This is a genomic window from Arthrobacter sp. AFG20, from assembly GCF_002892795.1.
GTDB lineage: Bacteria > Actinomycetota > Actinomycetes > Actinomycetales > Micrococcaceae > Arthrobacter.
This window is the reverse complement of sequence record NZ_PJMC01000001.1, coordinates 319,972-333,139: the sequence shown is the minus strand read 5'-3', so window position 1 is coordinate 333,139 and position 13,168 is coordinate 319,972. Positions and strand designations below refer to the sequence as shown.

The following is a 13,168-nucleotide window of genomic DNA, read 5'->3' as shown; positions in this document are numbered from 1 at the left end:
TATTCATAAATCAATCGTTTAGAGCTGATTTTCAGTTATCAGCCATTTGATGCTGAGCCTAAGAGAGCTAGCCGAAGAGATTCACCGGCTTCACGATGTCCGCATAAATCAGCAGCGCACCCATCCCCATAAGCAGCGCCGCCACCACGTAGGTCACCGGCAGCAGTTTCGCGATATCGAAGGCGCCGGGATCGGGTTTGCCGAGCAGCTTTGCCGCCCGCCGCCGCACTGCCTCGTAGAGTGCGCCTGCCACGTGGCCGCCGTCGAGCGGGAGCAGCGGGATCAGGTTGAAGACGGCCAGGGCAAAGTTCAGCCCGGCGAGCAGTCCCACCAAGGCGGCAAGCCGGGCCTGGGCCGGCACTTCCTCCATGGCAGCCACCTCGCCCGCCACCCGGCCCACGCCCACCACACTGATGGGGCCGTTGGGGTCGCGGGGTTCTTCGCTGAACGCCGCCTTGGCCACGCCGACCACCCTGGCCGGCAGATTGAGGACCACCCCGGCAACCTGTTTGATGTTCTCCCCCGCCATGGGCAGGACGGACGACGCCGGCTGGGGAACCAGGGCGGTCTGCGCACCGATGCCCAGGAAGCCAACGTCCTGGTACAGAAGGGTTCCGGCGTCGTCCTTTGCCTGGCGCCCGTCCGGCCCGACGACCGGGCGTGCCGACAGAACAGGGGTGACGGTGCTGGTCACCGGAGAGCCGTCGCGCTCCACAGTGATGGACACTTCCTTGCCCGCGGAAGCACGGATCCAGCCCGTGAGCTGATCCCAGCTGGTCACGGTTTTTCCGTCGAAGGCGGTGATGACGTCGTTGGGCTTGAGCTGGGCGGCAGCCGCCGGAGTCGGTTTGCAGTTGGCCGAGTCCGGATCGACTGTCTCCCCCGCCTTCACCTGGCACTTGGAAACGTCGGCGATGGTGGTGGTGGGCTCGGAGATGCCGAACCCCATGAGCAGCACGGCCGTGAGCACGAGGCCGATCAGCAGGTTCATTGCCGGGCCGCCCAGCATGATGATGATCTTCTTCCAGACCGGGAGCCGGTAGAACACGCGGTTCTCGTCCCCCGGCCCCACATCTTCATGGGCCATGGAACGGGCCTCGCTGGCCAGCGTCTGGAACATGCCCGTGCTGGACGGACGCACCGAACCGTCCTCCTTGTTGGGCGGGTACATGCCGATCATCGAGACGTAGCCGCCCAGCGGCAGCGCCTTGAAGCCGTACTCGGTTTCGCCCTTTTTGGTCGACCAGATGGTGGGGCCGAAGCCGATCATGTACTTGGTGACGCGCACCTTGAACAGCTTGGCGGGTACCAGGTGGCCCACTTCATGCAGCGCAATGGATACCGCGATGCCGACCGCCACAAAGACGACACCAAGGATAAAGAGGATGACGGGACTCATGCTTCAGATCTGCTGCTTCCTAGAGACTGCTCACTGCTAAACGTTCGTGGGTGCGCGCTCGTGCCCATTTCTCAGCATCGAGCACGGATCCGACCGTTAGCCCGGAGGAACCCGAATGTTCACCGAGAACGGCCTCGATGGTGTCCACGATGTCCGTGAAGCGGATCCTGCCCGCATGGAAGGCCATCACGGCCTCCTCGTTGGCGGCGTTGAACACTGCGGGGTACGTGCTTCCCTGTTTCGCCGCGTCCTTGGCCAGCCGGACGGCGGGGAACGCGGAGGAGTCCAGCGGCTCGAACGTCCAGCTGGTGGCCCGGGTCCAGTCGCAGGGCGTGGCCGCATTGGGCACCCGGTCCGGCCAGCCCAGGCCAAGGGCAATCGGCAGGCGCATGTCCGGCGGCGAGGCCTGGGCGATGGTGGAGCCGTCCACGAACTGCACCATGGAGTGGATCACGGACTGCGGATGGACCACCACATCGATCCGGTCCAGGGGGATGTCGAACAGCAGGTGCGCCTCGATGACTTCAAGGCCCTTGTTCACCAGGCTGGCTGAGTTGGTGGTGACCATCAGGCCCATATCCCAGGTGGGGTGCGCCAGCGCCTCCTCCGGCGTCACGGCGAAGAGCTGTTCGCGGGTACGGCCGCGGAAGGGCCCGCCCGAGGCGGTCAGGATAAGCCTGTCCACCTCCGCGGCGGTCCCCGAACGCAGGCACTGGGCGATGGCGGAGTGCTCGGAGTCAACCGGCACGATCTGTCCCTCCGCGGCGGCGGCCTTGACCAGCGAACCGCCAACGATCAGGGATTCCTTGTTGGCGAGCGCCAGGGTGGCGCCGGATTCCAGCGCGGCGAGCGTGGGCGCCAGTCCGATCGAGCCCGTGATGCCGTTGAGCACCACGTCCGCCTTCACGGCAGCGATCCTGGTTGAGGCGTCGGGGCCGGCGATGATTTCGGGCCGGTACTGCCCCAGCCCAGCTGTCCGGGCGGCGTCGTTGATCAGGTCCCGGAGGCGCCCGGGATCACCTTCGGCGATGCCGACAGCGCCTGCCCGGGTGTGCACGGCCTGCCGGGCGAGGAGTTCGAGGTTGCCGCCCCCGGCGCTCAGCGCCACAACCTCAAAAAGGTGCGGGGCGCCGTCGACGACGTCAATCGCCTGGGTGCCGATGGAACCGGTGGATCCGAGGATGACGATGGTGCGCGGCTGGCTGTCTGGACGGCTGGAGCCGGAAGTCTGCATGGCTTAAGTATCCCGCACCGCCAGTGGCCGACGGACGGCGGGGAACGGCGCGGGCGGGCTGGGCGGGCAGCCTCGCAGCACCTTGACGCGCATCGGTGCCGGGGTAACGTGGTGCCCGTGGACTGGGCCGCATGGTTCGATGCGCCGGACTATGAATTCGCCCGGCAGGTGCTGCAGCGCGGGGTCGCCGCACTCTACTTCGTTGCGTTCCTCTCCTCCCGCAACCAGTTTCCCGCGCTCCTCGGTGAGCGCGGCCTCCTTCCCGTTCCGGACTACCTGAAGGCTTTTAGCCGGATGCGCAGGCCCACGCTGTTCCGCTGGCGCTACTCGGACCGGCTGTTGCGGGCCGTCTGTACAGTGGGGCTGGTTATCTCCGGCGTCCTGGTCCTCGGCCTCCCCCAGATGGGCCCGCCCTGGCTGCCGCTGATCGCGTTCCTGGCCTTGTGGCTGCTGTACATGTCGGTGGTCAACGTGGGCCAGACGTTCTACGGGTTCGGCTGGGAGATGCTGCTCCTGGAGGCCGGCTTCACCGTGGCGTTCCTGGGGTCGGACCAGACCGATCCGCCCAGGACTATCCTGATCCTGGTGGCGTGGCTGGTGTTCCGGCTGGAATTCGGTGCCGGCATGATCAAGATCCGCGGCGGCCGGGAGTGGCGCGACCTCACCGCCCTGTACTACCACCATGAGACGCAGCCGATGCCCGGCCCCCTAAGCCGGCAGGCGCATCTGCTGCCGAAGCCCTTCCACCGGCTGGAGGTGGTGGGGAACCACTTCGCCCAGCTGGTGGTGCCGTTCTTCCTCTTCGCGCCGCAGCCGCTGGGCAGCATTGCGGCGGGCATCATCATCTTCACCCAGCTGTGGCTGGTGGCCAGCGGCAATTTTGCCTGGCTGAACTGGATTGCGATTGTGCTGGCCTTCGCCGGCGTCAGCGATCCCGTGGCGCATGCGGTGCTGCCGGTACTTCCGCTGGAATGGCACCCCACCGGGGAGACGCCGCTGTGGTGGCTTCTCATCACGCTGGCCGCGTCCCTGCTCCTGGTGGTCCTCAGCTACTGGCCCATCCGCAACCTGTTCTCCCAGTACCAGCTGATGAACGCCAGCTTCAACCGCTGGCAGCTGGTGAACACGTACGGCGCGTTCGGCACGGTCACCAAGCAGCGCATCGAAGTGGCGGTGGAGGGCACCCTGGACGAGGAGGCGGACGAGGCGGCCGACTGGCGCGAATACGGCTTCAAGGGAAAACCGGGCGAGGTGCACCGGCTGCCCCGCCAGTGGGCGCCCTACCATCTGCGGCTGGACTGGCTCATGTGGTTCCTGCCCCTGCGCACGGTCCACGAGGAATGGTTTTACGCCTTCCTCGGCAAGCTGCTGGAGGCTGACGCAGCCATGCTGCGGCTGCTGCGCCATGACCCGTTCGACGGCGAACGCCCCCGCTGGGTGCGCGCCCGCACCTACCTGTACCGCTTCGCCACCCGGGCGGAGTTCCGGGAGACCGGCCAGCGCTGGATCCGGACACCGCTCTACGAGGCGATCCCGCCCATCTCCCTGAGGGCAGGAAAACGATAACGTCCGGAAAATAGCGAGGACGACGGCGGGCTACCGGGCTGCGTGAACCCACCCGGCCGTGTGCAACCTACCGGGCCCTCCGGAGCACCGACTCCGCGTGCCGGAGGATGGGGCCGTCGATCATCCGGCCCTGGTACTGGAACACGCCGGTACCGGCTTCCTTCGCTGCCTCCAGCAGGTGCGTGGCAGCGGCCACGTCCTCGCCCGAGGGTGCATAGGCGGACCGGACGGCGGCCACCTGGCTGGGGTGGATGCAGGCCTTGGAACCGAACCCGGAGGCAGCGGCGTCCCGGGCCTCCGCGGCCAGCCCGTCAAGGTCGGGGATGTTCACGTAGACCGCGTCAACGGCCTGCTTGCCGGCTGCGCCCGCTGCCAGGAGCACAGCGGAACGGGCGTGCAAGGCAACGGCGCGGTAGCCGCCGTCGTCGTTCCTGCTGGAAGTCCCGCCGAGGGAGGCGAGCAGGTCCTCCGCACCCCACATCATGGCCACGACGTTGGGTTCGGCGGCAATGGCGGGTGCGTGGACCACGCCCGCGGCCGTCTCGCACAGGGCAATCACGTGGAAGTCCGGCAGGGCCCGGAGCTGGCTCGCGCTCTCTGCCTTGGCGAGCATGACGGTGCGGTAGGGCGTGTGCGCCAGGCAGTGCAGGTCCTTCTCGAAGTCCTCGGTGCCGGCCGGGTTGATCCTGATGATGGTCCGGCTGGGATCGAGCTCCGGCCCGTCGCCGGAGCCCCCGAGCTGGGCGAGGATGGCGCCCCGTGCCCGCTGCTTGTCCGGCGCCGCCACGGCATCCTCAAGATCCAGGATGACGGCGTCGGAGCGCTCGGCGGCCTTTTGGAAGCGTTCGGGGCGGTCGGCAGGGCAGAAAAGGAGGGCAGGGCCCATCACGAAAGTCATACAGTCATTGTCCGATTATTTGGCCCGCTGCGCCTCTATATGCGCCTCGCGCGTCCACATCAGGCAGCTCCGCGTGGCCAGCGCCACCACCGTTCCGTCCTGGTTGCGGCCGGTGTGCTGCATGGTGACAACGCCCTGCCCCGGCCGCGACCCGGACAGCCGCTTGCCGGTTATGACGGTCTCTGTGTAGAGCGTGTCACCGTGGTAGAGCGGGTGCGGGAAGGAGACGTCCGTCAGCCCGAGCTGCGCAATGATGGTTCCCTGGGTCAGCTGGCCCACGGACTGCCCCACAACCGTCGCCAGCGTGAACATGGAATTCACCAGCCGCTGGCCGAAGGGCTGGCCCGCACTCCAGGCCGCGTCCAGGTGCAGCCCCTGCGTGTTCATGGTCATGGTGGTGAACAGCACGTTGTCCGCCTCCGTGACAGTCCGGCCGGGGCGGTGGGCGTAAACAATGTCTTCCTCGAGCTCCTCGAAGTAGAGTCCGCGCTGCTCGACGACGCGGGCGGCGCTGCCGCTGCTGGACCTGCCTGCGTCCCCGGCTGTGCTCATACGGTGAGTTCCTGGTCTTCCTCGAACAGCTCCGCACCGGTGGCCGCGGCGACATCCTCCGCGGACACGTTCGGGGCGAGTTCGCGCAGGACCAAGCCGTCCGGAGTCACGTCGAGGACGGCAAGGTCGGTGATGATGCGGTCCACGCAGGCCTTGCCCGTCAGCGGCAGCGAGCAGCGGTCCACGATCTTCGGTTTCCCGCTGCGGTCCACGTGCTCCATCATCACGATCACTTTCTTGGCTCCGAAGACCAGGTCCATGGCCCCGCCCATCCCCTTGACCATCTTTCCCGGGATCATCCAGTTGGCCAGGTCCCCGTTGGCGGCCACCTCCATGGCGCCGAGCACGGCCACATCCACGTGCCCGCCGCGGATCATGCCGAAGGACTGGGCGGAGTCGAAGAACGCGGCCCCCTTGTTGACGGTGACGGTCTCCTTGCCGGCATTGATCAGGTCGGGGTCCACCTCGTCCTCGCTGGGATAGGGGCCGACGCCGAGGATGCCGTTCTCGGAGTGCAGGACCACCTCGACGCCGGCCGGGATGTAGTTCGGGATCAGGGTGGGCATGCCGATGCCCAGGTTTACGTACTGGCCGTTGCTCAGCTCCTGGGCCACGCGGGCGGCGAGCTCGTTGCGCGTCCAGCCCTTGCCTTCCGGGTGCGAGGAGGCGGCGCGGCGGTATTCGTGACGGACGGCCTCGGGGCGTGGCGGCATCCCCAGTGCGCTGTTCGGGTCCATGGCTACGCTCCTGCCTGTTCGGGGGTGGTGGTATCGGTGGTGCCGGTGGTTCCTGCCGCGCCGGCAGTCCCGGACGGGGCCGCGGCACCGGTTGCGGACGCCGCCGACAGTGCGACCGTCCGCTTCTCAATGCGCTTCTCGGGCTCGGACACCACGACCACGCGCTGGACGAAGATGCCCGGCAGGTGGACGTGTTCGGGATCCAGCTCGCCCGGCTCCACGAGTTCCTCCACCTCCGCGATGGTGATCCGTCCCGCCATGGCGCAAAGGGGGTTGAAGTTCATGGCCGTGGCGTGGAAGACCAGGTTCCCGTGGCGGTCGCCCTTCCAGGCATGGACCAGGCCGTAGTCGGGCGTGAGCGACTCCTCCAGGACGTAGTCGACACCGCCGAAGCTCCGCACTTCCTTCGCCGGGGACGCGACGGCGATGCCGCCGTCGGCGTCGTATTTCTGCGGCAGACCGCCGTCGGACACCTGGGTCCCAACGCCCGCTTTGGTGTAAAAAGCGGGGATGCCGGCACCGCCGGCGCGCAGCTTCTCGGCCAGGGTGCCCTGCGGGGTCAGGACCACCTCCAGTTCGCCGGCGAGGTACTGCCGGGCGAACTCCTTGTTCTCCCCCACATACGAGCTGACGGTCCGGCGGATCCTCCCGTCCCGAAGGAGGATCCCCAGGCCCCAGTCGTCCACGCCGCAGTTGTTGCTGACAGTCTCCAGGTCCGTGGTGCCGCGTCGGTGGAGGGCGTCGATCAGCGCCACCGGGATCCCGCACAAGCCAAAACCCCCGACGGCGAGCGACGCGCCGTCGGCTATGTCGGCGACCGCTTCGTCAGCGCTGGCAACAACCTTGTCAATCATCGTTGATCCTTTCGGCGTCTCCACAGACTTTCGACAGACACGGCCACCGGGCCTGTTACAGCCCCAGTTCCCGGGCGATCAGCATCAGCTGGACCTCCGTGGTGCCCTCCCCGACCTCCAGGATCTTGGAGTCCCGGTAGTGGCGCGCCACGGTGAACTCGTTGATGAAGCCATAGCCGCCGAATACCTGGGTGGCATCCCGCGCATTGTCCATGGCTGCCTCGCCTGCGACCATCTTAGCTATGGCCGCCTGGGTCTTGAACGGCTTGCCGGCGAGCATCCGGGCGGCCGCATCGTAGTACGTAAGACGGGCCGTATGGGCACGCGCCTGCATGCGGGCGATCTTGAACGCAATGGCCTGGTGCTTGCCGATATTGGCCCCGAAGGCGCTGCGGTCCTTGGCGTAACGGACCGACAGATCCACGCAGCCCTGCGCAGCGCCGGTGGCCAGGGCAGCGATGGCGATCCTGCCCTCATCCAGGATGGACAGGAAGTTGGCGTAGCCCCGCCCCCGCTCCCCCAGCAGGTTCGCCTCGGGAACAGTGACGTCCCGCAGCGTCAGGGGGTGCGTGTCCGAGGCGTTCCAGCCCACCTTGTTGTACGCCTTCTCGGCCTTGAAGCCGGGTGTGTCGGTGGGAACCAGGATGGTGGAGATCTCCTTCCTGATGCTGCCGTCCTTGCGCTCCTGCTGGCCCGTGACGGCGGTGACGGTCACCAGCTTGCTGATGTCTGTTCCCGAGTTGGTGATGAACTCCTTGTTGCCGTTGATGACCCAGTTCTTGGCGTCTCCGCCGCCTTCCAGCCGGGCCGTGGTCTTCGTGCCGCCGGCGTCCGAGCCGGCCTCCGGCTCGGTCAGGCCGAAGCCGGCGAGCGCCTTTCCGGACGCGAGCAGCGGCAGCCATTCCTGTTTCTGGGCCTCGGTGCCGAACCGGTAGACGGGCATCGCACCGAGCGAAACGCCCGCCTCGAGCGTGATGGCAACTGACTGGTCCACGCGCCCAAGCTGTTCCAGCGCGAGGGCCAGCGCGAAGTAGTCGCCGCCCATGCCGCCGTATTCCTCAGGGAACGGCAGGCCGAACAGCCCCATGTCCGCCATCTGCGAGACCACTTCGTAGGGGAAGCTGTGCTCCTCGTCGTGCTTGGCGGAGACGGGGGCCACCACTTCGTCGGCGAATTCGCGGACTGTCTTGCTGAGGTCCTGGTATTCCTCGCTGAGGTCAAAATCGGCCATGGCTAGGCCTCCTTACGTTCATCTGTTGGATCCTGGCGTGCGGTGCCGGCCGCGTGAATGGTGGCCGTGTGAATCGTGGCGACGACCTGGTCGGCCTTGACCAGGTCGCCCGTGCTGACGCTGATGTGGACCGTGCCGGAGACTTCGGCCACGAGCTGGTGCTCCATCTTCATGGCCTCAACGGACAGCAGCACCTGCCCTGCTGTCACTTGCTCGCCGTCACTCACCGGCACCGCGACGACGGTACCGGGCATGGGTGACCGGACCTCCGGATCCGCGGCGCCCTCTTCCCGCTCGATGGCGGCCAGGATCCGTTCCAGGCGCGACTCCCGGGTGAGGACTTCGAGCTCGCAGGACCAGCCGCCGCTGCCCAGGTAAACCTGCCGCGGCCGCGCTTTCCGCCTATGGTCGCCGTCGGAGTGCTTGTCCCGGGACACCCCGATGGCGAACGTATGCTGCTTGTCCTCCACCTCGAGCCTGATGACGCCGGGTCCGGCGGCGTCATCTCCGCCGGCGTCCGCCGCCGGCCCGAGGACCCGGACTGTCAGTTCCGGCCCGCCGTCGACGCTGACCAGGGCATGGCCGGCGTCAGGGGCGCCGTCGCCCGCCCAGGTGATGGCCACGGTGGCCATGGCACCGCCGGGAAGGCCGAAGCTTATCCGCCACGGCGCCGGAGCGCCGAGGCGCCAGCCCCGGGCGCTGTCCCAAGGCGATCGGGGACCTGTCTGTCCCCCGTTCTGTCCCCCGCCGGGCTCAATTCCACCGGCCTCGCCAAGCCAGAACCACAGGGCAGCGGCCGCGAGCTCCGTGCTGCCGATGTCCCGGAACGCCAGTTCCGGCATCTTCCGGTCAATCAGCGTCGTGTCCAGGCGGCCGGCGCGGACGTCCTCGTGGTTGATCAGGAGCCGCAGGTACTCCACGTTGGTGTCGATGCCAAGAACGGTGTACCGCTCCAGCGCCGCGTCCAGTTCGTCGAGGGCAGCCTTGCGGTCGGCCCCCCAGGCGATGACCTTGGACAGCATGGGGTCGTAGTCGCTGGAGATTTCCAGTCCCGGCAGCAGCGATGAGTCGATCCGCACGTCCCGGCTTTCGAGATCTGGCCGGCCGCGTGGCGTCAAGAGGCTGCCGCGTTCGTCGAGGAGCACCACCTCGCCCGAGGACGGCAGGAAGTTACGGTGCGGGACCTCGGCGTAGACCCGGGCCTCCGCGGCGTGGCCTTTAAGAACGACGTCGTCTTGCCCGACGGTGAGCACGTCACCGGCGGCGATGCGGACCTGCCACTCGACGAGGTCGATGCCGGTGACCATTTCCGTCACCGGATGTTCCACCTGGAGCCGGGTATTCATTTCCATGAAGAAGAACTCGTCCGGGGAATCGTCGGAAACGAGGAACTCCACCGTGCCGGCGCCGGTGTAGTGGACGCTGCGGGCGGCCTGGCACGCGGCCTCGCCGATCTTCGCGCGGACGGCCGCGCCGTCGGCCAGCGATTCCAGCAGGGGTGACGGCGCCTCCTCAATGACCTTCTGGTGCCGCCTTTGCAGGGAGCACTCGCGCTCCCCCAGGTGGATGACGTTGCCGTGCGTATCGGCCAGGACCTGCACCTCGATGTGCCGTGGGGACGTCACCAGTCGTTCCAGGAACAGGGTGTCGTCCCCAAACGCGCTTGCAGCCACCCGGCGCGCGGTGGCCAGGGCGGACGCCAGGTCCCCGGGCCGGTCCACCGCATGCATGCCCTTGCCGCCGCCGCCCGCCGAGGGCTTGATCAGCAGGGGGAACCCCACGGCCGGGGCGGCGGCGATGAGTTCCTCATCCGTCATGCCGGGCTCGGCGATGCCCGGAACCACCGGAACGCCATACCCGGCCACGTGGTTCTTCGAGCGGATCTTGTCCCCCATGACGTCCAGGGCCTCGACCCCGGGGCCGATGAAGGCGATGCCGGCGGCCTCCAGCGCCCTGGCAAAGTCCGCGTTCTCACTAAGGAATCCATACCCTGGGTGCACCGCCTGGGCACCGGTGTCCTGGCAGGCCCTGACGATCGCATCGATGCTGAGGTAGCTTTGGGCGGCCGCGGCGGGGCCGATCCGGACGGCGGCGTCGGCCTCGCGCACGTGGCGGGCGCCGGCGTCGGCGTCGCTGTAGACGGCAACCGACCGGATGCCCATGGCGCGCAGGGTCCTGATCACCCGGCAGGCAATCTCGCCGCGGTTGGCCACCAGGACAGTGCGAAACACGCTACTAATGGTCATCGCCGGCTCACATCCGGAAGAGGCCGAAGGAGGTCTCCGGCAGCGGGACGCGGGAGATGACGTCGAGGGCCAGGCCCAGCACGGTGCGGGTGTCGGCGGGGTCGATAATGCCGTCGTCCCACAGCCGCGCCGTGGAGTAATAGGGGCTGCCCTGGTCCTCGTACTGCTGCCGGATGGGGGCCTTGAACGCCTCCTCATCCTCGGCGGACCACTCCTGCCCGGCCACCTCGAACTGGTCGCGCTTGACGGTCGCCAGGACGCTTGAGGCCTGGTTCCCGCCCATGACCGAGATCCGGCTGGCCGGCCACATCCACAGGAAGCGCGGTGAATAGGCCCGGCCGCACATCGAGTAGTTGCCGGCGCCGAAGGACCCGCCGATCACCACTGTCAGCTTGGGTACGCGCGTGGTGGCCACGGCGGTAACCATCTTGGCACCGTTCTTGGCGATCCCGCCCTGCTCGTAGTCCTTGCCCACCATGAAGCCGGAGATGTTCTGCAGGAAGAGCAACGGAATGCCGCGCTGGTCGCACAGCTCGATGAAGTGGGCGCCCTTGAGCGCAGACTCGCTGAACAGCACCCCATTGTTCGCCACGATGCCCACGGGATGTCCGTGAAGCCTGGCGAAGCCGGTCACCAGGGTGGGGCCGTAGTTCTTCTTGAACTCATGGAAGCGGCTGCCGTCCACCAGCCGGGCGATCACCTCGCGGACGTCGTATTGCGCGTTGACGTCCGTGGGCACGGCGCCGTAGAGCTGGCCGGGCCCGGCAGCCGGCTCGACGGCGGTGTCCACGTCCCAGGCGGGCGCGGCGGGTCCGGGCAGCGTGGCGACGATGTCGCGGACGATCTGCAGGGCGTGTTCGTCGTTTTCGGCGAGGTGGTCCGTGACGCCGGAGATCCGGGAGTGCACGTCGCCGCCGCCTAGTTCTTCCGCGCTGACGATTTCGCCGATGGCGGCCTTCACGAGCGGCGGCCCGCCGAGGAAGATGGTGCCCTGGTTGCGGACGATGACCGTTTCATCGCTCATCGCGGGAACGTAGGCGCCGCCTGCGGTGCAGGAGCCCATGACGGAGGCGATCTGGGGAATCCCGGCAGCGGACATTCGGGCCTGGTTGTAGAAGATCCGGCCGAAATGGTCCCGGTCCGGAAAGACCTCATCCTGTTTAGGGAGGAAGGCTCCGCCCGAATCCACGAGGTAGATGCACGGGAGCCGGTTCTCGAGTGCGATCTCCTGGGCCCTGAGGTGCTTCTTCACCGTCATGGGATAGTAGGTGCCGCCCTTGACGGTGGCGTCATTGGAAATCACCAGCACGTGGCGGCCGTGCACCAGGCCGATGCCGGCGATGATGCCGGCGCCGGGCGAATCGTCGTTGTACATCCCGTTCGCGGCCAGCGGGGCGATCTCCAGGAAGGGACTGCCGTCGTCGAGAAGGCGGTCGATCCGCTCCCGGGGCAGCAGCTTGCCGCGGGCCACGTGCCGCTCGCGGGATTTCTCCGGCCCGCCCAGGGCTGTGGTGGCAAGACGCTTTCGCAGCTCATCAGCGAGCGCGCACTGCGCAAGGCTGTTGGCCTCGAAGGCGCTGCCGGCGGTGTCCAGCAGGCTGGCGAGTGTCTCCATTGACCGCTTCCATTCCCGGGCACTGCCGGCGGCAGTCCCGCCGCATTTCGGTTAGTGCCTCGTAACTGAGTTTAGGTTAGTCTCTAGTAACTGTGATGTCCAACACAGGATGTTGGTAGAGTTCTTGGGTTCCGAGGAGGAAATGTGCCCACCACAGATCACGGAGAGCTCACCGCTCCTGTCCAGGCCGCAGCCGGCCATGAGACATCCGTTACCACGCAGCGCAGCCGGGCGAAGGAGTCCCGCCGGAAGGCACTCCTGTCCGCTGCGGCCACGCTCTTCGCCGTCAACGGGTTCAACCGGGTCTCCCTCGAGGACCTTGGTGCCGCGGCCGGCGTGAGCGGACCCGCCGTGTACCGCCATTTCCCCGGAAAGCAGGCCGTGCTGGGCGCGCTGCTGCTCACCGTCAGCCAGGACCTGCTCGACGGCGGCCGCCACGTGGTGGCCGACGCCTCCGATCCCTCCGCCGCGCTCAACCGTCTGGTGCAGTTCCACGTGGACTTTGCCCTCAGCAACCCCGACGTGATCCGCGTGCAGGACAGGGATTTCAGCAACCTGACCGGCGAGGACCAGGCACAGGTGCGTGCCCTGCAGCGCAGCTACGTGGAGGTGTGGGTTGACGTGCTCGCCGGCATCCATGGCACAACAGACACGGCCGACCTCCGCATGCGCGCCCACGCGACATTCGGCCTGATCAACTCCACGCCGCACTCTGTCCGCAACCACGGCCGGCGGATGGCGATCAAGTCAGCGCGGCCGCTCCTGGAGAACATGGCCCTGGCGGCGTTGCTGGTGACGGCCAGCCCGCTCTCCGACTAACTGCGCTCCCCGGTTGC

The 13,168-nt window shown here is 67.5% G+C and carries 11 protein-coding genes; 2 read left to right on the top strand and 9 right to left on the bottom strand.

All coding sequences use genetic code 11. From position 1 onward, the window contains the following. Positions 1-67: 67 nt before the first annotated feature. Positions 68-1,399, bottom strand: coding sequence for an RIP metalloprotease (locus tag CXZ05_RS01465; RefSeq protein WP_102970835.1), 1,332 nt, complete (start codon positions 1,397-1,399; stop codon positions 68-70). A gap of 19 nt (positions 1,400-1,418) precedes the next feature. Further along, entirely contained in the window at positions 1,419-2,633 is a 1,215-nt protein-coding gene (gene dxr / locus CXZ05_RS01460) for a 1-deoxy-D-xylulose-5-phosphate reductoisomerase (RefSeq protein ID WP_102970834.1), read from the bottom strand. Positions 2,634-2,750: 117 nt separating this feature from the next. On the opposite strand from dxr, the gene CXZ05_RS01455 reads away from it, so the two are divergent. Beyond that, positions 2,751-4,199, top strand: coding sequence for a lipase maturation factor family protein (locus CXZ05_RS01455; RefSeq protein WP_102970950.1), 1,449 nt, complete (start codon positions 2,751-2,753; stop codon positions 4,197-4,199). 67 nt (positions 4,200-4,266) lie between these two features. Here CXZ05_RS01455 and CXZ05_RS01450 read toward each other — a convergent pair whose 3' ends face one another. From CXZ05_RS01450 to CXZ05_RS01420, 7 genes are read right to left on the bottom strand one after another with little or no spacing between them, the layout of a single operon-like run. Beyond that, positions 4,267-5,097 (bottom strand): CoA ester lyase, encoded by an 831-nt coding sequence (locus CXZ05_RS01450; RefSeq protein WP_102970833.1) that lies wholly within the window; start codon positions 5,095-5,097, stop codon positions 4,267-4,269. A gap of 15 nt (positions 5,098-5,112) precedes the next feature. After that, entirely contained in the window at positions 5,113-5,649 is a 537-nt protein-coding gene (locus tag CXZ05_RS01445; protein WP_102970832.1) for a MaoC family dehydratase, read from the bottom strand. Next, positions 5,646-6,386 (bottom strand): CoA transferase subunit B, encoded by a 741-nt coding sequence (locus CXZ05_RS01440; RefSeq protein WP_102970831.1) that lies wholly within the window; start codon positions 6,384-6,386, stop codon positions 5,646-5,648. Before CXZ05_RS01440 ends, CXZ05_RS01445 begins: the two co-directional genes overlap by 4 nt. A 2-nt stretch (positions 6,387-6,388) precedes the next feature. Next, positions 6,389-7,240, bottom strand: a complete 852-nt coding sequence (locus CXZ05_RS01435) for a CoA transferase subunit A (RefSeq protein WP_102970830.1) — start codon at positions 7,238-7,240, stop codon at positions 6,389-6,391. A 55-nt stretch (positions 7,241-7,295) separates the two neighbouring features. Continuing rightward, entirely contained in the window at positions 7,296-8,471 is a 1,176-nt protein-coding gene (locus tag CXZ05_RS01430) for an acyl-CoA dehydrogenase family protein (RefSeq protein ID WP_102970829.1), read from the bottom strand. Between the two features lie 2 nt (positions 8,472-8,473). Beyond that, positions 8,474-10,717 (bottom strand): biotin carboxylase N-terminal domain-containing protein, encoded by a 2,244-nt coding sequence (locus CXZ05_RS01425; protein WP_102970828.1) that lies wholly within the window; start codon positions 10,715-10,717, stop codon positions 8,474-8,476. A 7-nt stretch (positions 10,718-10,724) separates the two neighbouring features. Continuing rightward, positions 10,725-12,332, bottom strand: a complete 1,608-nt coding sequence (locus tag CXZ05_RS01420) for a carboxyl transferase domain-containing protein (protein WP_102970827.1) — start codon at positions 12,330-12,332, stop codon at positions 10,725-10,727. Positions 12,333-12,476: 144 nt separating this feature from the next. Here CXZ05_RS01420 and CXZ05_RS01415 point away from each other — a divergent pair, with 144 nt between their 5' ends. Next, positions 12,477-13,151 (top strand): TetR/AcrR family transcriptional regulator, encoded by a 675-nt coding sequence (locus tag CXZ05_RS01415; RefSeq protein WP_102970826.1) that lies wholly within the window; start codon positions 12,477-12,479, stop codon positions 13,149-13,151. The last annotated feature ends 17 nt before the right edge of the window (positions 13,152-13,168 follow it).

Excerpts from the sequence above, each read along its gene's own strand:
- CXZ05_RS01425 (WP_102970828.1), bottom strand. The coding sequence starts at position 10,717 with ATGACCATTAGTAGCGTGTTTCGCACTGTCCTGGTGGCCAACCGCGGC.
- CXZ05_RS01440 (WP_102970831.1), bottom strand. The coding sequence starts at position 6,386 with ATGGACCCGAACAGCGCACTGGGGATGCCGCCACGCCCCGAGGCCGTC.
- CXZ05_RS01420 (WP_102970827.1), bottom strand. The coding sequence starts at position 12,332 with ATGGAGACACTCGCCAGCCTGCTGGACACCGCCGGCAGCGCCTTCGAG.
- CXZ05_RS01450 (WP_102970833.1), bottom strand. The coding sequence starts at position 5,097 with ATGACTTTCGTGATGGGCCCTGCCCTCCTTTTCTGCCCTGCCGACCGC.
- CXZ05_RS01430 (WP_102970829.1), bottom strand. The coding sequence starts at position 8,471 with ATGGCCGATTTTGACCTCAGCGAGGAATACCAGGACCTCAGCAAGACA.
- CXZ05_RS01445 (WP_102970832.1), bottom strand. The coding sequence starts at position 5,649 with ATGAGCACAGCCGGGGACGCAGGCAGGTCCAGCAGCGGCAGCGCCGCC.
- CXZ05_RS01465 (WP_102970835.1), bottom strand. The coding sequence starts at position 1,399 with ATGAGTCCCGTCATCCTCTTTATCCTTGGTGTCGTCTTTGTGGCGGTC.
- CXZ05_RS01435 (WP_102970830.1), bottom strand. The coding sequence starts at position 7,240 with ATGATTGACAAGGTTGTTGCCAGCGCTGACGAAGCGGTCGCCGACATA.
- dxr (WP_102970834.1), bottom strand. The coding sequence starts at position 2,633 with ATGCAGACTTCCGGCTCCAGCCGTCCAGACAGCCAGCCGCGCACCATC.